A 19,904-nucleotide genomic window follows, 5' to 3' on the forward strand; every position below is an offset into this window, starting at 1 on the left:
ATCAATGCCCCGGCGGGACCCGGGTGACTACTGCGGTGCCCCCTGGTCGAGGACCACGCTGAACTCCAGACCCGGATTGTCCCGGCCGAAGGCCTCGAAGTGGGCCGAGACGTCCAGGTCGTTGGTGACCAGCCGCAGCGGCACCGGCGAGGCCACGATCGCCAGCTCCAGCGCGCTGAGATCCTCCGGCGCGTAGCCCGTCGCGTACACCTGCTGCCGCATCCGGCCGAGATCGTGCCGCAGCACCGAAAGGCCCAGCGACACGTTGGCGTTCGTGCCCGGATCGGGGCTGGTGATCGCCACCGTCGCCGGTCCCTCCAGGTAACCCTTCTCGACCAGGTAGGCCAGCGCCGCCGCGTGCGGACCCCGATAGAACTCGCCGCCGGCCCACACCCGCGCCCAGGTGGTGTCCCCGCCGAGCGCGTGCGCGTCGCGGTCGAACTGCACCGGGCCGATGCTCACCGCGCCCGCCAGCACCGCGCCGAGCGCGACCGCCGCGACCGCCGCCAGTACCCTCCGTTTCGTCCCCGCCGGGCCGACCCGGAACCGCAGCCACCGCACCGACACGCCCGCGGCCACGATGAGCAGCACGAACACCGCCTGCGCGCCCTTGTCGAAGTAGTAGGTGAGCTCGCCGATCTCGGCGAGCTGGTAGGCGCCGATCGCGATCAGCGGCACGCACGCCGCCGCCAGCCCTATCCCGTAAACGCGCCGGACCGGCGAGCGCCGCGAGTTGCGCACGCACAGGCCCGCCGCGGCGAGCCCCAGCAGGGCCAGCAGCGACATCCACGACGGCCGCACCACGTAGCCCTTGAGCAGCAGGTGCTCGCCGGTCTCCAGGCCCGCCGTCTGCGCCATGACGACCGGGACCAGCACGATCACCGCGGCGACCGCGACCAGCACCGACGACGCCACCCAATGCCGCCGCACCCTGCGCCGGTAGACCACCGCCGCGCAGATCCCGACCGGCGCCAGGAACAGCGCGAACAGGGGATAGGCCGAGACCGCCACGACGCTCGCCGACAGCGCCACGAGCAGGTGCTCGGCGGTCGAGCGCGGCCCGCGCGCCAGGAACGCCGCCGCGACGACCAGGAACGCCGTCGCCAGCACCTGCGGGTCGAAGGAGCACCACAGCGCCGTGGTGAGCACGCCCGCCGCGACCGCGCTCGCGCCCGCCGACATGGCGAGGTCGCGGCGCCAGCCGCGAAGGCCGGGGCCGGCGATCCAGCGCACCGCCCATGCCGTGGCCAGCGTGAGGAACGCGAAGCCGGCGATGACGTAGGAGTAGTAGCGGTCGTACTCGGCGACGGCGTCGCCGATGCCGCCGCCGGTGAGGAAGGAGTCGACGAGCGCGTAGAGGTAGTGCGCGCTCTGCGGGTAGACCTTGGCGATGTCGTCCTGGACGATCGGCGCGGCGGCGTCGTAGTCGAGGAAGGGGTAGCCGCCGATGCGCAGGACGCCGTCGAAGAGGTTGAAGTGGCGCATCCGGTCGCCGGTGATGGCCGAGTAGGAGAGCCTTTCGGCCGCCGAGTCGCTGTTGAGGGTCGGCCAGGCGGCGACGAGGGTCGCGAAGACCGCGCCGCCGAGCAGGATCAGGTCCGAGCCGAGGAACTTGCGCGGCAGGCTCGGACGGCGCCCGGTGATGAGGGCCGCCCCGCCGAGGAAGAGCAGCGCGATCACCGACACGGCCCAGGGGTTGAGGCCCCAGGGCCACAGCGTGAACGCGAAGCCCGCGCCGACCGCTATTCCGGCGACGACCACGACGGCGGCCATCAGACGGTCGAGCAGGGTGCGGCCGACCCTGAGGAGCGAGGCGGTGCCCACGACGATCAGCGCCAGCAGAAGCGCCCCAAACAGCATGGGGGACAGCGTAGAGAGTGCAGAATGTGCACATGCGTGCGACGTTGGCGGCCGTTTCACTTGGTGGTGTGGTCGGTGCGCTCGGCCGTCACGGATTGACGATCTTGATTCCCACGCCGTCGGGCTGGCCGCTGGGAACCTTCCTGGTCAACGTCTCGGGCTGCCTGGCGATGGGCGTGCTCCTGGGCTATCTCGCCCGGCACCGGACGCCGCCGCTGACGCAGCCGTTTCTCGGCGTCGGTGTCCTCGGCGGGTACACGACCTTCTCGACCTACGCCGACGAGACGCGCGGGCTGCTCGCCGACGGCCGGGTCACGGCCGCCGTTCTCTATGTCGTCGCCTCGCTCGTACTCGGGCTGGCGGCGGTCTGGGTGGGCCTGACCGTGATGCGCCGGGCGCCGCGGGCGGCGGGGAACGCGGGGGAGACGTCATGATGTGGCTCCTGGTCGCTCTGGGCGCGGCCGTCGGTGCGCCCTTGCGCTACCTCGCCGACCACGCGATCCGCTCGCTCGGGCCGCGCTGGACGGGTTTCCCGTGGGGGACGCTGCTCGTCAACGTCGTCGGCTCCGCGCTGCTCGGAGGGCTGACCGGGGCCGCGGTGTCGAGCGAGGCCTACGCCCTCGCGGGGTCGGGGTTCTGCGGGGCGCTGACGACTTTCTCGTCCTTCGGATCCGACACGATCAAGCTCATCGAGGGTCGGCGAGGCGGCCGGGCGGCCGTCTACGTGGCGGTCACGGTCGCCGCCGGGCTGGCCGCGTCGGCGGGGGCCTTCGCGCTGATGGCGTGAGAACGACCTTTCGCGAAAGCACGCCGGACAAGGCGGGTCGTACTCGGATAAACCCGGCTTTACGGTGCGATGATGTGCTAGTCGGGTAAAATCCCCAAAAAACTCATGGACTGACATGTCTAACTTTTTCGATTCCGATCTTCAGACGACGGAATTCTCGGTCGCCATGCGCGGCTACGACCGCGCCCAGGTCGACACCTACGCCCACCAGGTCCTCGCCGCCATGAAAACCGCCAAGCAGCACCGTGTCGAGGCCGAGCGCCGCCTCGACGACGTGCGCACCAAGCTCCGCCGCACCGAGGAGCGCATCGCCAACCTTGAGCGCCGCCTCGCCGACTCCGCCGCCGCGATAGCGGAGAACGAGCGGCCCACTCTCGCCGGGCTCGGGGCACGCGTCGAGAAGCTGCTCCGCGCGGCCGAACTGGAGGCCGACGACCAGCGCGAGGACGCCCGCCGCCAGGCCGTCGACATCCATTCCCGCGCCCTCGCCGAAGCCGCGGTGGCCACCGAGTCGGCCCGGGCGGAGGCACAGTCCGTCATGTCCTCCGCCATTCGCGACGCCGCCGACGCCCGCGCTTCGGCCGCGGCCGAGGCCGAAGAACTGCGCACCACCGCCCGCCACGACCACGACCTCAAGGTCACCGACGCTGCCCGCGAATGCGAGCAGATCCGCAGCATCGCGCAGAACGAGACCTCCGAACTCAAATCCACGGCCGAGCGTGAAATCTCCATGCACCGCGCTGTCACCGACCGCGAGGTCACCCAGCTGCGCGCCGGTGTCGCCCGTGACGTCGACGAGTTGCAAGGCGCCGCCAACACGCTGCTCGCCGAGGCCGCCGACGAGCGGCAGAGCGAGATGCACGAACTCTCGCTGGCGCTGGCCGAGAAGCGTGAACGCGCTGAATGCGAGGACTCGGCCCGCCACGCCCAGTCCGTGACCCTGGCGACCAACCTCCTCGAAGAGGCCGAGAAGCGCTCCATCCTCGCCGAGCAGCGCGCGAGCGAGACCGAGCAGCGCGCCCAGGAACGCGGCCTCGACGCCGACCGCCGCGCCGCCGACCTCGCCGCCCGCGCCGACGCCACCGCCCACCAGCTTCGGACGGAGGCGGAGGCCGAGGCCGCCCGCATCCGCGCCGAGGCCGAGACCGAGGCCCGCGGCATGGTCGCGCCGCTGCGCGAAGAGCTGGACAACCTCACGGGCCGCCGCGACTCCGTGACGGCGCACCTGGGTGAGCTGCAGCGCCAACTCGGCACCGGCGCCTCGCCCCTGCGGGACCTGGTGGGCGATGGCGGCCAGCTGCCCATCAACCGGCCCCGCGAGCCCTACGAATCCGACCGCCCCACGCAGCAGATTCCGGTGGTGAGGAAGGGGGATTTAGCCCGCGTCTCCCGAGACCGGAGGCCGCGGCCGTATCGGGGCTGAGGACCCCGGTCGCGGGAGCCGGGGTTTCAGTCGTGCGAGTCTCCTACGTGGACACGAAGAGACCGCGCCCCGAACCCTTCCCCAAGCGGCTCGGGACGCGGTCGGCCTTCGACCGACGGCACCGGTCGGCCGTCACCGGCCGGCGGTCACCAGTCGGGACGCAGCGGCATGTGCGCGTCGACGCCGTCCAGCCGCACCGCGAGGAACTGATGCAGCTCGATTCCATTGTGCTCGAAACCCAGCCGAGATCCCACCAGATAGAGCAACCACGCCCGCGCCGTCTGCTCGCCGACCTCCGCGACGGCTTCGGCCCAGTTGGCCTCCAGGTTGGCCGTCCAGCCGCCGAGGGTCATGGCGTAGTGCTCGCGCAGGTTCTCCGAGTGCCGCACCTCGAAGCCGACGTCGTGGATGTGCGTCATCAGGTTCCCCGGCCCCGACAGCTCCCCGTCGGGGAAGATGTAGCGGGTGATGAACCCGCCGCGCTCGTTCGGCGGGAGCGTCCCGTCGGGATGCGTGATGGTGTGGTTGAGCAGCCGACCCCCCGGCCGCAGTTTCTCGTAGAGGGAACGGAAGTAGTCGGCGTGCTGGGCCCGGCCGATGTGCTCGGTGAGTCCGATGGAGCTGATCGCGTCGAAGCCGGTCTCGGCGGTGTCGCGGTAGTCCATGAACCGCACCTCGGCGAGGTCGGAGAGCCCTTCGCGCTCGATGGCCTCCTGCGCCCAGGTCGCCTGCGCCCTCGACAGGGTCACCCCCAGCGCCTTCACGTTGTACTGGCGGGCGGCGTGCATGACCATCCCGCCCCATCCGCAGCCGACGTCGAGCAGCCGCATCCCTTGCCGCAGACCGAGTTTGCGCGCGACCAGGTCGTGCTTCTCGAACTGCGCGTCTTCGAGGGTGGCCTCCGCCTTCGGGTAGACCGCGCAGGTGTAGGCCATCGACGGGCCGAGGATCAGTTCGTAGAAACGGTTCGAGACGTCGTAGTGGTGGGCGATCGCGGCGGCGTCGCGGCGCTTGGAGTGCGTGCGCCCCGACAGCCTGGCCTCCCCGGCAGGCAGCGGCGGGCGCTTGAGCAGCTTCAGGCCGCCCAGCTTGCTGAAGATGCCCAGCGCCTCGCCCCTCGACGGCGGCGAAACGCTGTCCCACAACTCCTTCAGCCCCGCGTAAAGGTCCCCGGTCACGTCGATGGCGCCGGTGATGTAGGCGCGCGCCAGCCCGATCCCGCCGCGCAAGCCGGTCGCCAGATAGTTCAGCGCGAGCGGATCGCGGACGACAATGGTGGCCACCGCGTCCTTCGGTCCCGCGTGACTGCCGTCGTAGCCCTGGAACGCCACCGGAACGTCGGGCCCGACGAACCTCTCGTACACATCAGACAGTCGCATGATCACCTGCCACCTTCTCGTACAGATCCCGAAATCGCCCGCGCGGGTCGTATCGCTCCTTGAGCCGCCCGTACGCCTCTCCGTTGTAGTGCCGCCAGAACTCCGACCGGTCATAGTGGACGGTCGAGTACAGCGACTTGTGCCCGCCGAGCCCGTCGACCAGCCGCTCCACGTAACGGTTGTGGTGGTCGCCGGCCTGGCCCTCGCGCAGTGGCGCGGTCGCCCAGAAGCCGAAGTTGACGTAGGTCTCGCCGGGGGACAGCGGGTACAGCGGCCACGGGGCCGAGTCGGCGAGCGCCAGCGGGCACAGCCAGATCGGCCGGATCGGCACCTCGGCGCAGAACTCGGTGAGGAACTCCGCGGCCCGCTCGATGGGCACCTCGACGTCCTGCACGACGAACTCGTTGCGCTTGCCGCGCATCGCGTCCAGCCGGGCCGTGACACCGTGGCGCTGGTCGAGCGCGACGAGCTTGCGGTAGACGTCGGAGCGGCGCAGCCCGCGCGGCCACAGCGCCCGCACGAGCGGGTTCTGCACACCGAAGGCGGCCGAGCACCAGAACCAGTCGGTGTCCCAGCGCCACAGGTAGTCGGCCACGCTCAGGTGGTCGATCCGGCGCTCGCGGACCGACTTGTAGTAGATCCCCATGCCCGTGTAATCAGAGGCGTAGGGGACCTCGTCGGCGAAGGTGCCGAGGGTCAGGTACATCTCGCGCGGGCCGAAGACCACACCGTCGAGGAAGTCCACCGGCCGGCCGTCGTGCGTCCGCTCGGCGCAGATCTCGGCCATCGCCGCGAAGCAGGCCTTCGGGTCGTCGAAGCGCAGGTGCCGCACGGTCACGTAGGGCTTGACCGGCAGCAGGTCGATCACCAGCCGCAGCGCGTAGCCGAGCGTCCCGTAGGAGTTGGGCAGGCCGCGCAGCAGGTCGTCGTGCGCGCCGCCGCGGGTGGCCGTGACCAGTTCGCCGGCGCCGGTCAGCACGTCCATCTCGACCACCGACTCGTGCGGCAGGCCGGCGTAGAAGGACGTCGACTCGATGCCCAGCCCGGCGACGGCCCCGCCGAGCGTGATGGTCTTGAGCTGCGGGACGACGTGCGGCATGAGGCCGTGCCGGAGGGTCGCGGCGACCAGCTCGCCGTAGGTGATCAGGCCGCCGACCTCGGCGGTCCGCCCTTCGGCGTCGATCGACAGGACCTGGTCGAGGCCCTCGGTGGGCAGGCCCGGCGTGGTCTCGCGGGCGCCGAAGCGAAAGAGGTTCGAACTCCGCTTGGCCAGCCGGAGGGGGGCGTCGGCGGGGAGGGAGCTCAGGGCGTCGCGCAGACGCTCGACGGCCTCGCCATGGGTCGGCTGCACGTGCACTCGGCATCATCTCCGCACGGTCGAATCGTCACGGGGAGTGTTCACTCCCCTGACATATATCTCACCGTCATGACGATTCCATGCGGATGCATGCGTTGGCAATGATTTTGGCCGTACACCACATACTTGAGAACAGCCTGAGGTACAAGGACCCCGGGCCGACCTGCGGCCCGGGGTCCTTCGGGGTGATCAGAGATTCGGTCCGGCGACGCCGGTGAGGACGGTGTCGAGCACCTTCTCGGACAGCTCGGTCGTCTCGATCCCGGCGTAGGGCCCGAACAACTTGTTCGTCAGCATCGGGCTGGTCAGCATCAGCAGCGTGACCTCGATGTCGATGTCGGGCCGCAGCTCACCGGTGGCGATGCCGCGCCGGAGCACCGCCCGCGACACCTCCCGCCTTGCCTCGATGACCTCCGCGTGCAGCCTGGCGAACTTCGGGTTGCGGCGCATCTCCAGCGCGATGCACGGGATGACCCGCGCGTCGCGGTCGACGTCCCGCGAGACCGCCGTGCTCTGCATGATGGCCAGCAGGTCCTCGCGGACCGACTCGCCCTTCGGCTCGGGGATCTTGCTCTTCATCGCCGAGATGGCGTCCATGATGAGCTCGTCCTTGCCGGGCCAGCGACGGTAGATCGTCGCCTTGCCGACACCGGCCTTGGACGCGATCGCCTCGATCGAGAGGGCCTCGATGGAGGCGCCCTCGGCCAGGAGGCTGAACACGGCCTCGAAGATCGCTTCGGCGACTCCGGGGTCGCGCGGCCTCCCGGGAGCCCGCGCCGCCCCGGCGTCAGCGGAGATGGTCATGGTCTCAGGCTTCCACAAGCACGGGCTCGACCGACGGCGGCGTCTCCGGTTCGGCGGGCTGCTGGGCCTTGCGGCCCGGCAGCAGCACCCAGCTCACCAGCACTCCGGCGGCGGCGATGACGGCCGCGGCGATCGTCGTGGTGTGCATGGCCGTGATGAAGGCGTCGTTGGCGGGGCCGATCAGCGCCTGCCCGGCCGGACCGGACTGGTCGGCGACGGCGTAGGTCGTCATGATCGAGCTGGAGGCCGTCTCGCGGACGTCCTCGGGCAGCCCGGCCAGCGCCGGCGTGATCTCCTCGCGGTAGATCTGCGAGAGGACCGAGCCCAGCACCGCGACGCCCAGCGCGCCGCCGACCTGGCGGATCGTGTTCGACACCGCCGAGCCCACACCGGCCTTCTCGCGCGGCACCGACGCCTGGACGGCCTCGGTCGCCGGGGGCATCACGTTGGCCATGCCCGCGCCCTGCACGAAGAACATCACGCCCACCAGCCACATCGGCGTGTTCTCGTCGAAGGTCAGGTAGACCAGGAAGGACACGGTCACGATGCCCATGCCGACCGAGGAGACGGCCCGGGCGCCGTACTTCTTGACCATCGCGGCGCTGCGCGGCGCGAAGATCAGCTGCGCGGCGGCGAAGGGCACGAACAGCAGACCGGTCTGGATCGGGCTGAGCGCGTGCACGGCCTGGAGGTAGAAGGCGAAGAAGAACATCAGGCCCATCGCGGCGAAGAACACCAGGCCGATCGTCCCCGTCGCACCGGCGAAGGTGCGGTTGCGGAACAAGGTGACGTCCAGCGCCGGGTTCTCGATGCGGCGCTCGTAGAACACGAACGCGGTCAGGACCACGACGGCTCCGACGAGGCTGCCCCACACGGTGAACTGGCCCCAGTCGCCGCTGTCGCCGCCCTCGATGATGCCGTAGGTCAGCAGCGTCAGGCCGACGATCGACATGAGCACGCCGACGATGTCCAGCTTCGAGGGCTTGGGGTCCTTCGACTCGGGGACCAGCGCGAAGATCGCGATCAGCCCGATGACGACCACCGGGACGTTGATCAGGAAGACCGAGCCCCACCAGAAGTTCTCCAGCAGGAAGCCGCCCAGCACAGGACCGATGGCCGCGCCCAGGCCGACCGCGCCGGCCCACAGGCCGATCGCCTTGCCGCGCTCGCGCGGGTCGAAGACGTTGGAGATGATCGACAAGGTGGCCGGCAGGATTCCGGCGGCGCCGACGCCCATCCCCGCGCGGGCCCAGATGAGCTGCTCAGGGGTGGTGGCGAAGGCCGAGATCAAGGACGCCAGGCCGAAGACGGCCATGCCCGCGACGAGCATCCGGCGGCGGCCGATCCGGTCGCCGAGGACGCCGAAGGTGAACAGCAGGCCGGCGAAGACGAGGGTGTAGGAGTTGATCGCCCAGGCGAGTTCGCTCTGGGTGGCGCCGAGGCCGGCGTCGGGGTCGGAGATGGTCTTCATCGCGACGTTCAGCACGGTGTTGTCGAGGACGACCACGAGCAGGCTGACGACGAGGACGCTCAGAATGGCCCACCGGCGGGGGTGTCCGCCCATGGGCGCCTCGGTGGACGGTGGTCCAGCGGGCTTGGATGACATGGGATCCCTCAGGTTTCGATACGGGTACGTCTCAGAATTAAGTCCCGACCGAAACTACGCCGCCAGATCCGATACGGCACCGTTTCGTATCGCAGGTCACAGTGTCGGATTTTCGCGGTCGGGGGCGAGATGTCCTGTGTTCACGTGAGGGTGGTGCGGCGGGCGCTTGGCGGGGCTGTCGGCCGACGGTGGGGCGGCGGGGTGGGGGAGGGGTGGGCTTCAGGGGGCCGAGCTCTGGGCGGGGCACTCCCGGTCGGCGGCGTAGATCTCGCCGCCCGCCAGGTCGCTGAGGTGGAAGCAGTAGCCGTGGGCCCACACCACGATCGAGTCCTGCCGATGCTCGACGTGGAAGGGCTCGTTCTTTCGCGTTGTCCCACACCAGGAGCCGTCCGCTCTCGGCGCGTGGGTGACGACGACGCAGGTCTGCCCCGGCGGGAGCCGGTGTTCGTCCGCCCACGGCTCCACGGCAAGTTGCAGGGGCGTCTCGCCGCAGTTCTGGACCGTCAGGCGGGCGGTCGCTCCAGTGAACATCGTCAGTGCCTCTCTTCCTCTCTGTGGCGGCCCTCGACCGGATTCACCGTTTGGCCGATCATCCCTCGCACCCCCGACACTTCCCCTCAATGCCTTGCGCAGGACACACGCCGTGACCCAAACTGTAAACACGCCGAACCGTAAAGGTTCCTGGCAACTACGCCCACCCCACGGCACCCCGAGGCCACACCCGGAGGACCTCATGAGCACTCGGCCCCGAATCCGACCACTGCCGTTAATCACCGGCGTCGTCGTCGCCGCACTGGCCCTGGTCATGGGGATCTTCGTCCCCACCATCGCGCAGTCCGCCGAAGACCACACCCTCTGTCGCCCCGACGGCGTCTACCTCCAGTCCGGCGTCTCCGTCCCCTACTGCGACGTCTACGACGCCGACGGCCGCGAGAAGATGGGCGGCCCCGACCGCCGCGTGATCGGCTACTTCGCCAGCTGGCGCAACGGCTCGAACAACCAGCCCACCTACCTCGTCCCCAACATCCCCTGGGGCAAGGTCACCCACCTCAACTACGCCTTCGCCCACATCGACGGCGCCAGCAAGATCTCGGTCGGCACCCCCGGCCCGAACAACCCCCACACCGGCATGACCTGGCCGGGCGTCCCCGGCGCGGAGATGGACCCGACCCTGCCCTACAAGGGCCACTTCAACCTGCTGACGAAGTACAAGAAGGCCAACCCCAACGTCAAGACCCTCATCTCGGTCGGCGGCTGGGCCGAGTCGGGCGGCTACTTCGACGACTCCGGCACCCGCGTCAACGACGGCGGCTTCTACACCCTCGCCGACGACCAGTCGAGGATCAACACCTTCGCCGACTCGGTGGTCGCCTTCATCCGCCAGTACGGCTTCGACGGCGTCGACATCGACTACGAGTACGCCACGAGCGCTCCCCACGCGGGTAACCCGCTCGACTTCACCTTCGCCGAGCCCCGCCGCGCGCGGCTCATGGCCGGCTACGTCAACCTCATGCGCACGCTGCGGGAGAAGCTCAACGCGGCCTCGGCCGCCGACGGCCAGTACTACATGTCGACCGCCGCGGTGTCGGCCTCCGGCTGGATCCTGCGCGGCAGCGAGTCCTACCAGGTCACCCAGTACCTCGACTACGCCAACCTGATGACCTACGACCTGCACGGCTCGTGGAACAAGTTCGTCGGCCCCAACGCCGCCCTCTACGACGACGGCACCGACGCCGAGATGCAGCACTGGAGCATGTACGGCACCTACGGCCAGGGCTACCTCAACACCGACTGGGCCTACCACTACTTCCGGGGCTCGATGCCCGCCGGCCGCATCAACATAGGCGTGCCCTTCTACACGCGCGGCTGGCAGAACGTGACCGGCGGGACCAACGGCCTGTGGGGCAGCTCGGCGCTGGCCGACCAGACGAAGTGCCCACCGGGCACGGGAAGCGACGTCGGCTCGACCGTCCCCTGTGGAGACGGTGCGATCGGCATCGACAACCTCTGGCACGACGACGACACCACCGGCCGAGAGGTCCCCTCGGGCGCCAATCCCATGTGGCACGCCAAGAACCTGGAGGACGGCATCAACCCCGACTACCTCGACGACTACGGACTCGACCCGGTCAACAACCCCGCCGACCGCATCACCGGCGACTACGCGCGCAACTACTCCTCGACCCTGGTCGCGCCCTGGCTGTGGAACAGCACCAAGAAGGTCTTCCTGTCCACAGAGGACGAGCAGTCGATCAACGCCAAGGCCGACTTCGTCGCCGCGAAGGGGCTCGGCGGCGTGATGTTCTGGGAGCTGTCGGGCGACTACCGGTTCAACGCGGCCAAGGGACAGTGGGAGATGGGCGACACGCTCGTCTCGGCGCTGTACAACAAGCTCAACAACGCCGGCCCCTACGGCAACCTCAAGGCCAACGGCCCGATGCCGGCCGACCAGCTCAACGTCAACGTCTCCCTGAGCGGCTACGCCGTCGGTGACGCCAACTACCCGATCAACCCGGAAATGAAGATCACCAACAACTCCACGACCACCATCCCCGGTGGCGCGACGCTGGAGTTCGACTACGCCACCACCGCGCCCTGCGACATGTCGCAGCAGTCGGGCTGGACGCTGACCAACGGGCCGTGCGGGCACACCGGCGGCAACAACAACGGTGGTCTCAAAGGCGACTTCCAGCACGCGAAGATGACCATCCCGAGCTGGCAGAACATCGCGCCGGGAGCCTCGGCCGCGGTGAAGATCGTCTACCGGCTGCCGATCTCCTCGCCGTCGAACTACAAGCTCACCTTCGGCGGCAAGTCCTACCGGCTCTCGGTGGACCACCCGCGCGGCGGCGGCACGGGCCCCAACCCGACCGACCCGACCGCCTCGCCCACGACCTCGCCGACCGTGTCGCCGACGACGTCACCGACCGCCGGGCCCTGCGCCAACCCCGCGTGGCTGGCCACCAAGGTCTACAACGGCGGGAACCTCGTCTCGCACGCCGGTCACAACTGGCGCGCGAAGTGGTGGACACAGGGCGAGACACCCGGCAGCACCGGCCAGTGGGGAGTGTGGGCCGACCTCGGCGCCTGCTGACCCGTCGACCCGGGCCGGCGTCCGTTACTCCCGGACGCAAGGTTCCGCCCGGACGGGCACGTCCCCTTCCCACGGGGGACGTGCCCGTCCTCTATGGACGATCAGGGCACGTAGTCGAGCAGGGCGTAGTCGGCGAACTCGGCCGGCTCGGGGATCGTCGTGCCGGGCGTGCCGTCGGCGCCGACGAAGGTCAGCTCGCCCTCGGTGCGCACGAGCATGGAGCCGTCGGGGGCGAAGCGCACGCCGAGGACCCCGTCCATCGGCAGTGGGACGACCTCACCGGTCGCGGTGTCGATGACGGTGTCGCAGGCGAGAGTGCGGGCGACGTCGCCGACCGGATCGCCGTCGGCGACGGTCGACACGCAGATGCGCGCGGCGCCGGGCCCGACGTCGGAGAGGTCGGTGATCACGCGACCGGGGATTTCGAAAGTGTCGTCGCGGGCGTTCGACAGGTCGGCGTCCATGATGGACACGTCACCGTCGCCGAGGGCGCCCACCACGATCTTGGTGCCGTCGGCGGAGTAGCGGTAGTGGCAGTCGCCGGACTCGCCCATCGGCGGGCCGACATCCGCGCCAGGCTCGGCGATGTGGACCGTCGCCATGCCGGAGTCGCGGCTGAAGTGGCCGTAGAGCAGGTGGCCCTGCGGGCTCCATACCGGCTCGACGCACATGGGGTCGGCGTCGGAGACGACCTCCCGCGTGACACCGCCGGGTTCGGTCTCGATGACGTTGAGGCGGCCTTCCATCGTCACGTAGGAAACGACGGAACCGTCGGCGGAGATGTTGGCGCTCAGCCAGGCGGCGGAGTACTCGAGTTCGACGAGTTCCTCCACCTTGCCGTCGGCCAGCCGGTACACCGAGGTCGAGGCGAAGTCGGCGGTCGAGCCGAGGTAGTAGAAGGCGGGGCCCGCGCCGTCTGCGGGGACACCGTCGCCCGGGGCCGCGGAGCCCGAGGGATGCGGTGTCACCCGACCGTCGGGAGAGCAGGCCGTGAGGGCGAGAAGGGCTGCGGTGGCGGCGATGGCGAGGCGCCGCGGTCGGGCTGTGTTCACGTTCGCACCGTATCGGCAGGACGCTCCCCGGAGCCGACCCGCACGGCCGTCGCCGGAACCGTCGGCGAGCGCGCACTCACGGTGAGGTGTGCGGTGTTCGCCGTCGGGTGCCCAATTCACTGAATATCCCGGGTTTCCGGCCGGGAGTGCAGCTCACCGTCCACATCGGATGGTCGAGGTCACGGCCGGGGAACTTTTCGGCGACCTTACGGCAACCTTCGGTACCAAAATCGGCGTCTGTGCTTCGTGGGCATCGAGCCCTCGGGATCCACCAAGCTGACTGGGGAGTTCAACTTGAAGATTCGCTCCGTGATCGCGACCGCGGGGGTGACCGCGCTGCTTGTCGGCGGCGGCGTCGCCAACGCGGCCGAGCCCGACCGGCCCGCGTCGCTCGACGCGGCCGACGCCCTCGACCCGTCGCAGGCGACCCAGGCCATCACCCTGGTCACCGGCGACACCGTTTTACTCCAGGGCGGCAACCGCTTCTCCTTCATTCCCGGCGAAGGCCGTGAGGGCGTCGGTTACGGCCGGACCAGCGTGACCCGCGACGGTGTCACCGACCTGTACGTCGTTCCGCGCGACGCCGGCGCCCTGCTGGCGAGCGGGAAGCTCGACCGGCGTCTGTTCAACGTGACCGCGCTGGCCCGCGACGGTTTCGCCGACGCGCCCTCGCTTCCGCTGATCGTCCAGTACGACGAGAAGGCGCGGGCCGAGAAGTCCCTCGCCGGAGCCGGCCGCACCGCCGACCTCGACAGCATCGACGCCGGCGCCTACGCGGTGTCCACAGAGGACGCCGTCGGCGTCTGGGACCGGCTGGTCGCCGACGATCGCTCGGGCGAGCTCTCCTACGGCTACAAGCACGTGTGGCTCGACGGGAAGTCGAAGCTGCTGCTCGACCAGAGCGTCCCGCAGGTCGGCGGACCCGAGGCGTGGGAGGCGGGGTACACGGGAACCGGCGTGACCATCGCCGTCCTCGACACCGGCTACGACCCCACCCACCCCGACTTCCAGGGCAAGGTGACCGCGGCCCAGGACTTCACCGGAACCTCCCCCGGGGCCATCGACGGATACGGGCACGGGACGCACGTGGCGTCCACTGTGGCCGGTACCGGCGCGGCCTCGAACGGTAAGTACAAGGGTGTTGCGCCCGACGCCGAGCTCATCATCGGCAAGGTCTGCACCGACGACGGGTTCTGCGAGGACAGCTCGATCATCGCGGGCATGCAGTGGGCGGCCGACAACGGCGCCGCCGCGGCGAACCTGAGCATCGGCGGCGGCCCCACCGACGGGACCGACCCGCTGTCGGAGGCGGTCAACGAGATCTCGCTGGCCTCCGGCACCCTCTTCGTGATCGCCGCCGGCAACGACGGCTCGGTCGAGGGGGTCTCCAGCCCGGCGACGGCCGACGAGGCCCTCGCCGTCGGCAGCGTCACCAAGCAGGACACGCTCTCCGGCTTCTCCAGCCAGGGACCGCGTTTCGGTGACGGCGCCGTCAAGCCCGACATCGCCGCGCCCGGCAGTGACATCGTCGCCGCCCGCGCCGCGGGCACCGAGGGCCCGATGCCCGTCGACGACTACTACTTCGGCGCCAGCGGGACCTCGATGGCCACGCCGCACGTCGCCGGTGCCGCCGCGCTGCTCAAGCAGGCGCACCCCGACTGGACCGCGCGTCAGCTGAAGTCGGCGCTCATGAGCAGCGCCAAGGGACTCGACGGCCTGTCGATCTACCAGCTCGGCGCCGGGCGTCTCGACATCGGCCGCGGTGTCGTCGCCGAGGTGACCACGGACGTGGCCAGCCTCAGCTTCGGCAAGTTCGCCTTCCCGCACGGCCAGCCCGGGGTGAGCAAGAAGCTCACCTACACCAACTCCTCGGCCGCCGAGATCACCCTGGCGCTGGACGTCGCCGCGAGCACCACCGACGGCACTCCCGCACCGGCCGGTTTGTACACGGTGGACAAGTCGAGCGTCACCATCGCCCCCGGTGGCAGCGCCGAGGTCACCGTGACGTTCAACCCGCTGGCGGGATCCCCGGCCGGCGCCTACAGCGGTGTGATCACCGCGACCGGCGGCGACGAGGTCGTGCGCACCGCCGCCGGCGGCGTCCTTGAGCCCGAGATGCACGACATCACGCTGAAGGTGAAGCCCCGCGCGGGAGAGAGCGTCGACTACCTCGGCGGCTTCTTCTTCAACGTGGAGAACGGGGACGGCGACTTCCTCGGCGACCTCGACGCCGACAACGAGCTCAAGGTCCGGGTCCCGCCGGGAACCTACGAGTTCATGGGCTCCATCTACAGCGACGGCACCACCCCCTCGGCGGTGGCGCTGGCGACCGACGTGACCGTCGCGCACTCCGACGTCACGACCCTGTGGGACGCCACGAAGGCGACGCGCCACAGCGTCGGGCTCGCCGACCGGACCGACGAGAAGTTCGACAGCGACATCGTCTCGCTGTCGGCGTGGTCGCATGACGAGACCGCCGCGTTCCACGCCGACGCCAGCATCGCGCCCGGCGAGGCCGCGTTCGTGGTCGAGACGCCGCTGCTGGCCAGCAAGGACTTCTGGTACTCCGAGCACCCGCTTCTGGTCAGCCCGGCCGGTGCCGCGCAGCCCTACCGCTACAACCTGTACTTCGAGACCGAGGGCAAGCTGCCCAAGGGAACCGTGAAGCGGATCAAGGACAGCGAGGTCGTCCGGGAGAAGGCGGTCTACCACTCGCAGGGCGTCAAGGCGAGCTCGCTTCGCACCGACTTCCCCTTCGCGCCCGGTGCCGGCGTGATGATCGGGGCCTACGGCGTCGAGGTCGCGGTGCCGTCGACGGTCCTGGAGTACTTCACCCCCGGTGACGGCATCTGGTCGTGGCGAAGCGACATGGAGATCGGCGACATCGAGAACTTCGACGTCGAGGCCTCCACGCGATCGGCCGTCCGCACGACTCCGCGAACGGTGAACTACAACCAGGCGCCGCTCGGGCCGACGCTGGTCGACTACGGCGTCTACCGGGCGGGTGACTGGCTGTCGCTGGCGATCCCGATGTACAGCGGGCCCAGCGCGTCGCTGGTGACCCACTCGTTCTGGACCGCGGGCGTCACCGGTACCACCACGCTCCTCAAGGACGGTGTGGTCGTCGACAGCACGCAGGATCCGTGCGTCGCCGACTTCGACCTGCCGGCCGGACTGGGCGGGACCTTCACGCTCAAGTGCGAGACCACGCGAAACGTGGCGTGGTCGGCGATCGGGACGAAGTCGAGCGGTGAGTGGACCTTCACGAGCGAGCCGAGCGATCCCGACGTCTGGACGACGGTGGGTCTCAGCGCGGTGCGCTTCGGTGCGGCCGGTGTCGCCGACGGCTTCGCGCCGGTGGCGAAGACGCAGGCGGTCACTCTCGACGTCGAGCACTCGGCGGAGGTCAGCCCGGGCACCAAGAGCCTGCGGTTCGAGGTGTCCTACGACGAGGGCGAGACGTGGAAGACGGTGACGATCAGCCGGACCGGCGATCACGCCACCGCCACGCTCAAGCACCCCGCCGGTGCCAAATCGGTGTCCACTCGCCTCACGGTGACCGACAACGCCGGGCTGCGCTCCTCGCACACCACCATCAAGGCCTACGGCCTGAAATAGCCACATCCCTTGACGTGCCGGACGGGTGGGCCGGCCGGCACGTCGTGGAGGGCGCGCCGCCGGGCGGGGGGCGCGCCCTCCTTCGACCAGGGTGGATCCGCCGCGACGCGGCGGATCCACCACCCGTTTCGGCGCTGCTCTCGAGGGTCCGGCGATTTCGCCGGGCGCCGAGGGCAACCGAATCACCCTCCGTCCACGTTTCATATGTCGAGGGGAAGTCCGGAGGGGGTGAGCGGGCCGTGGCGATGTCGAAGGCCGTCGCCGGTTCGCCGCACCGATCCACAGTGGACTCCACCGCGCGGATCGCGGTGGTGACCTCGCTCAGGGCCGGCCGGGTCCTGTGCTGAAGCTTTTTCCGGATAGCGCGTTCACCGGGTGGGCCGGGAGGACGCGACAGAGGGCACGCCTGCCGGAGGCGTGCCCTCTCTTCGTGTCACGCCGCGGCGCCTTACTCGGCCCGGCGACGGTCACGCTCCCGGACGGGGCGCCTGCCTCGGCGGGTCCGTTCACACCGGTGCCGGCAAGGGGGACCATGATCCGGTCGTTCGGGCTGCACCAGCGCCCGACCGGGTGCGGTGGCGGGGGTTCGCCGCCGCACAAGGCAGAAGGGCCACCGGCGCACCGGTGGCCCTTCGTCACGCCGTCGCCGCTAGATCGGCGGCAGGTTCAGCTTCTCGTGGTGGTCGTCCAGGTTCTCGTAGGGACGCTCGACGCGGGCGCGGCGCCCCGTGCCGCCCTTCTGCCACGGCAGAGGGCCGGCGAGGGGGCGGTAGTTGACGCCGAGGGCGTCGAGGCGCTCGACGTGCACCGCGAGGCGGTCCAGGACTGGCGCGGCGGCGCGTGCTTCCTTGCCGCCCCAGGCGACGTCGGCGACGACGGCCAGGCGCGGGTAGGCGCAGTACTCCAGGGCGAGGCGGGTCGGGATGTACTCGCTCCACAGCTCGGCCTGGAGGCCGAGGACGCCGTCGGCGGTGTGGCCCTCGGGAATCGGCTCGAACTCGGCGATGCCCTCAAGGGTGTTGAGGCCGAAGATGTGCAGCGGCTCCTCGGCGTCGTCCGAGGCGTAGTAGTTCAGGTAGACCTCGTCGTGGGGCGCGATGACGACCGAGTGCCCGGCTTGGAGGGCCTTGGCCGCGATCGAGAAGTCGCGCCACACCATGACCGCGGCGTCGGAGGGCGCCCCGCCGTCGAGGATCTCGTCCCAGCCGATCATCGTGCGCCCGGCGGCGGTCAGGTGCTCGCCCATGATCTTGGTGAACCACGACTGGATCAGGTCGGTGGAGGCCAGCCCGAGCTCGGCCGCCTTCGCCTGCGCCGCCGGGGATTCACGCCACTCGGTGCGCGGGACCTCGTCGCCGCCGATGTGGATGTACGGGGAAGGGAAGACCTCGATGACGACGTCGAGCACGTCCTTGATGAAGCGGATCGACTCGTCGGTCGGCGCCAGCACCTCGGGGAAGATGCCGAAGGTGGTGGCCACGCCCTTGTCCTCGCGGCCGGGGACGTCCTGGTTGCCCAGTTCCGGATAGGCGGCCAGCACCGAGCGGACGTGGCCGGGCAGGTCGATCTCCGGCACGACCGTCACGTGCCGCTCGGCGGCGTAGGAGACGATCTCGCGCAGGTCCTCGCGGGTGTAGTAACCGCCGTGCGGGGTCCCGTCGTAGCCCTGCGGCTTGCCCGCGTGGCCGACGACGGTCTCGGGCCGCCAGGACGCGGTCTCGGTCAGCTTCGGCCAGCCCGGTACCTCGATGCGCCAGCCCTGGTCCTCGGTGAGGTGCAGGTGCACGACGTTGAGCTGGTGCAGCGCGGCCAGGTCGATCTGGCGCAGCACGTCGACCTTCGGCAGGAAGTGCCGGGCGAGGTCCAGCATCACGCCGCGCCAGGCGAAGCGCGGTTCGTCCACGATGGACACCGCGGGCACCTCGACGGCGCTTCCGCTGCGCACCGCGCCGGCCCGCAGGGTGTCGGCGGGAAGCAGCTGGCGCAGCGTCTGCACCGCGCGGGCGAGCCCGGCGGGGTGCGCGGCGGTGAGGCGGACGCCGTCGGCGTCCACGTCGAGGGTGTAGCGCTCGGCGGCGATCGACGGATAGTCGGCGGCCTCGCCCTCGATCGACAAGGTGATGACGGGACCGTCCGACGACGGCAGCACCGGCAGCGGCAGGCCGGTTCCGGCGCGCAGCACGTCGTGCAGCAGCCAGGCGGGGCCGCTCGCCTCACCGGAGGCGACGATCGAGACGCCCCCGTCGAGAGTGAAGCTTCCGGAATTCTCGGTGACGGACAGAGGCTGTGGCACCAGCGCCAAAGACATGATCACCCCAGGGGATGTTTGTGCGGGCAGGGATCAGTTCGGCACACCGTACGTCACGATCGCGGGCCCGGACCAGACCTCGTCGGGAAATAGTCCAGAATCTGAAATGTTTAACATTGGTAAGTGTTGATCATTCGTTTCGGTCCGTACACGACCTCGTGCGCCCAGCATCCGTTTCGCGTCTCGGCGCTGGTCACGCGGGCGAGACCTCCGCGACGGCCAGCACACCGTCGAGGATCTCCCGCGTGCGCACCATCGCCTCGATCGCACCGTCGATCCGCTCCCGCTCGACCGAAAGCCGCTCGCGCAACTCCTCGCACGCGATGAGCCAGCTGCCGGAATCCCCTTCCCGCACGCACGGCAGCACCCGCGCGATCACGCACGTCGAGAGTCCCGCCGCCAGCAGCACCCGGATCCGCCCGACCCGCTCGACCGCGCCCTCGTCGTACACCCGGTACCCGCTGGGCAGCCGCCGCGGCGACAGCAGACCCTGCTGCTCGTAGTAACGCAGCAGCCGCACCGCGACGCCCGTCCGCCGGGCGAGCTCGCCGATCCGTATCGCGAGACCTCCGTCACAGAACATGGACTCTGACATGGATGTCAGACTTTAGCGTTC

Annotated in this window: 14 protein-coding genes; 5 read left to right on the top strand and 9 right to left on the bottom strand. The window is 70.0% G+C overall.

Annotated features, from left to right (window positions below):
• Positions 1-27 precede the first annotated feature (27 nt).
• A complete protein-coding gene (locus AB0I28_RS15745) occupies positions 28-1,860 on the bottom strand; it encodes a hypothetical protein (protein WP_357493696.1) in 1,833 nt (610 codons plus the stop codon).
• Between the two features lie 32 nt (positions 1,861-1,892).
• Here AB0I28_RS15745 and crcB point away from each other — a divergent pair, with 32 nt between their 5' ends.
• The 3 genes from crcB to AB0I28_RS15760 all read left to right on the top strand — a co-directional run bounded on the left by crcB (position 1,893) and on the right by AB0I28_RS15760 (position 4,070).
• Positions 1,893-2,294, top strand: coding sequence for a fluoride efflux transporter CrcB (gene crcB / locus AB0I28_RS15750; protein ID WP_357493697.1), 402 nt, complete (start codon positions 1,893-1,895; stop codon positions 2,292-2,294).
• Positions 2,291-2,647, top strand: coding sequence for a CrcB family protein (locus tag AB0I28_RS15755; RefSeq protein ID WP_357493699.1), 357 nt, complete (start codon positions 2,291-2,293; stop codon positions 2,645-2,647). Before crcB ends, AB0I28_RS15755 begins: the two co-directional genes overlap by 4 nt.
• Positions 2,648-2,762: 115 nt before the next feature.
• Entirely contained in the window at positions 2,763-4,070 is a 1,308-nt protein-coding gene (locus tag AB0I28_RS15760) for a DivIVA domain-containing protein (RefSeq protein ID WP_357493701.1), read from the top strand.
• Positions 4,071-4,216: 146 nt separating this feature from the next.
• Here the strand turns inward: AB0I28_RS15760 and AB0I28_RS15765 are convergent, their stop codons facing one another.
• From AB0I28_RS15765 to AB0I28_RS15785, 5 genes are all read right to left on the bottom strand, one after another.
• Positions 4,217-5,449, bottom strand: coding sequence for a class I SAM-dependent methyltransferase (locus AB0I28_RS15765; protein WP_357493703.1), 1,233 nt, complete (start codon positions 5,447-5,449; stop codon positions 4,217-4,219).
• A complete protein-coding gene (locus tag AB0I28_RS15770) occupies positions 5,436-6,800 on the bottom strand; it encodes an FAD-binding oxidoreductase (protein WP_357493705.1) in 1,365 nt (454 codons plus the stop codon). The genes AB0I28_RS15765 and AB0I28_RS15770 overlap by 14 nt, the downstream gene beginning before the upstream one ends.
• A gap of 195 nt (positions 6,801-6,995) precedes the next feature.
• Positions 6,996-7,610, bottom strand: a complete 615-nt coding sequence (locus tag AB0I28_RS15775) for a TetR/AcrR family transcriptional regulator (RefSeq protein ID WP_357493706.1) — start codon at positions 7,608-7,610, stop codon at positions 6,996-6,998.
• Positions 7,611-7,614: 4 nt separating this feature from the next.
• The gene (locus AB0I28_RS15780; RefSeq protein WP_357493708.1) at positions 7,615-9,174 is read right to left on the bottom strand and encodes a DHA2 family efflux MFS transporter permease subunit; all 1,560 of its coding nucleotides are present in this window, start codon (positions 9,172-9,174) and stop codon (positions 7,615-7,617) included.
• A 261-nt stretch (positions 9,175-9,435) separates the two neighbouring features.
• Positions 9,436-9,747 carry a hypothetical protein gene (locus AB0I28_RS15785; RefSeq protein ID WP_357493710.1) on the bottom strand — a complete coding sequence of 104 codons (312 nt, stop codon included), beginning with the start codon at positions 9,745-9,747 and terminating at the stop codon, positions 9,436-9,438.
• Between the two features lie 202 nt (positions 9,748-9,949).
• Between AB0I28_RS15785 and AB0I28_RS15790 the strand changes: the two genes are divergently transcribed.
• Positions 9,950-12,310, top strand: a complete 2,361-nt coding sequence (locus AB0I28_RS15790) for a glycosyl hydrolase family 18 protein (protein ID WP_357493712.1) — start codon at positions 9,950-9,952, stop codon at positions 12,308-12,310.
• Positions 12,311-12,411: 101 nt separating this feature from the next.
• Here the strand turns inward: AB0I28_RS15790 and AB0I28_RS15795 are convergent, their stop codons facing one another.
• Positions 12,412-13,362 (bottom strand): hypothetical protein, encoded by a 951-nt coding sequence (locus AB0I28_RS15795; RefSeq protein ID WP_357493714.1) that lies wholly within the window; start codon positions 13,360-13,362, stop codon positions 12,412-12,414.
• A gap of 294 nt (positions 13,363-13,656) precedes the next feature.
• On the opposite strand from AB0I28_RS15795, the gene AB0I28_RS15800 reads away from it, so the two are divergent.
• Positions 13,657-16,980, top strand: a complete 3,324-nt coding sequence (locus AB0I28_RS15800; protein ID WP_357493716.1) for a S8 family serine peptidase — start codon at positions 13,657-13,659, stop codon at positions 16,978-16,980.
• 649 nt (positions 16,981-17,629) lie between these two features.
• On the opposite strand, the gene AB0I28_RS15805 is transcribed toward AB0I28_RS15800, so the two are convergent.
• Together AB0I28_RS15805 and AB0I28_RS15810 are read right to left on the bottom strand one after the other, a co-directional pair.
• Positions 17,630-19,273, bottom strand: a complete 1,644-nt coding sequence (locus AB0I28_RS15805) for a beta-N-acetylhexosaminidase (RefSeq protein ID WP_357493718.1) — start codon at positions 19,271-19,273, stop codon at positions 17,630-17,632.
• 208 nt (positions 19,274-19,481) lie between these two features.
• Positions 19,482-19,883: a MerR family transcriptional regulator gene (locus tag AB0I28_RS15810; RefSeq protein WP_357493720.1), complete on the bottom strand. Its 402-nt coding sequence runs from the start codon at positions 19,881-19,883 to the stop codon at positions 19,482-19,484.
• Positions 19,884-19,904: the final 21 nt, after the last annotated feature.

Source organism: Phytomonospora sp. NPDC050363 (assembly GCF_040655735.1).
Taxonomy (GTDB): Bacteria; Actinomycetota; Actinomycetes; order Mycobacteriales; family Micromonosporaceae; genus Phytomonospora.

Bases quoted from the DNA above. Each gene is read 5' to 3' on its own strand.
- AB0I28_RS15745 (WP_357493696.1), bottom strand. From the start codon at position 1,860: ATGCTGTTTGGGGCGCTTCTGCTGGCGCTGATCGTCGTGGGCACCGCC.
- crcB (WP_357493697.1), top strand. From the start codon at position 1,893: ATGCGTGCGACGTTGGCGGCCGTTTCACTTGGTGGTGTGGTCGGTGCG.
- AB0I28_RS15755 (WP_357493699.1), top strand. From the start codon at position 2,291: ATGATGTGGCTCCTGGTCGCTCTGGGCGCGGCCGTCGGTGCGCCCTTG.
- AB0I28_RS15760 (WP_357493701.1), top strand. From the start codon at position 2,763: ATGTCTAACTTTTTCGATTCCGATCTTCAGACGACGGAATTCTCGGTC.
- AB0I28_RS15765 (WP_357493703.1), bottom strand. From the start codon at position 5,449: ATGCGACTGTCTGATGTGTACGAGAGGTTCGTCGGGCCCGACGTTCCG.
- AB0I28_RS15775 (WP_357493706.1), bottom strand. From the start codon at position 7,610: ATGACCATCTCCGCTGACGCCGGGGCGGCGCGGGCTCCCGGGAGGCCG.
- AB0I28_RS15780 (WP_357493708.1), bottom strand. From the start codon at position 9,174: ATGGGCGGACACCCCCGCCGGTGGGCCATTCTGAGCGTCCTCGTCGTC.
- AB0I28_RS15785 (WP_357493710.1), bottom strand. From the start codon at position 9,747: ATGTTCACTGGAGCGACCGCCCGCCTGACGGTCCAGAACTGCGGCGAG.
- AB0I28_RS15790 (WP_357493712.1), top strand. From the start codon at position 9,950: ATGAGCACTCGGCCCCGAATCCGACCACTGCCGTTAATCACCGGCGTC.
- AB0I28_RS15810 (WP_357493720.1), bottom strand. From the start codon at position 19,883: ATGTCAGAGTCCATGTTCTGTGACGGAGGTCTCGCGATACGGATCGGC.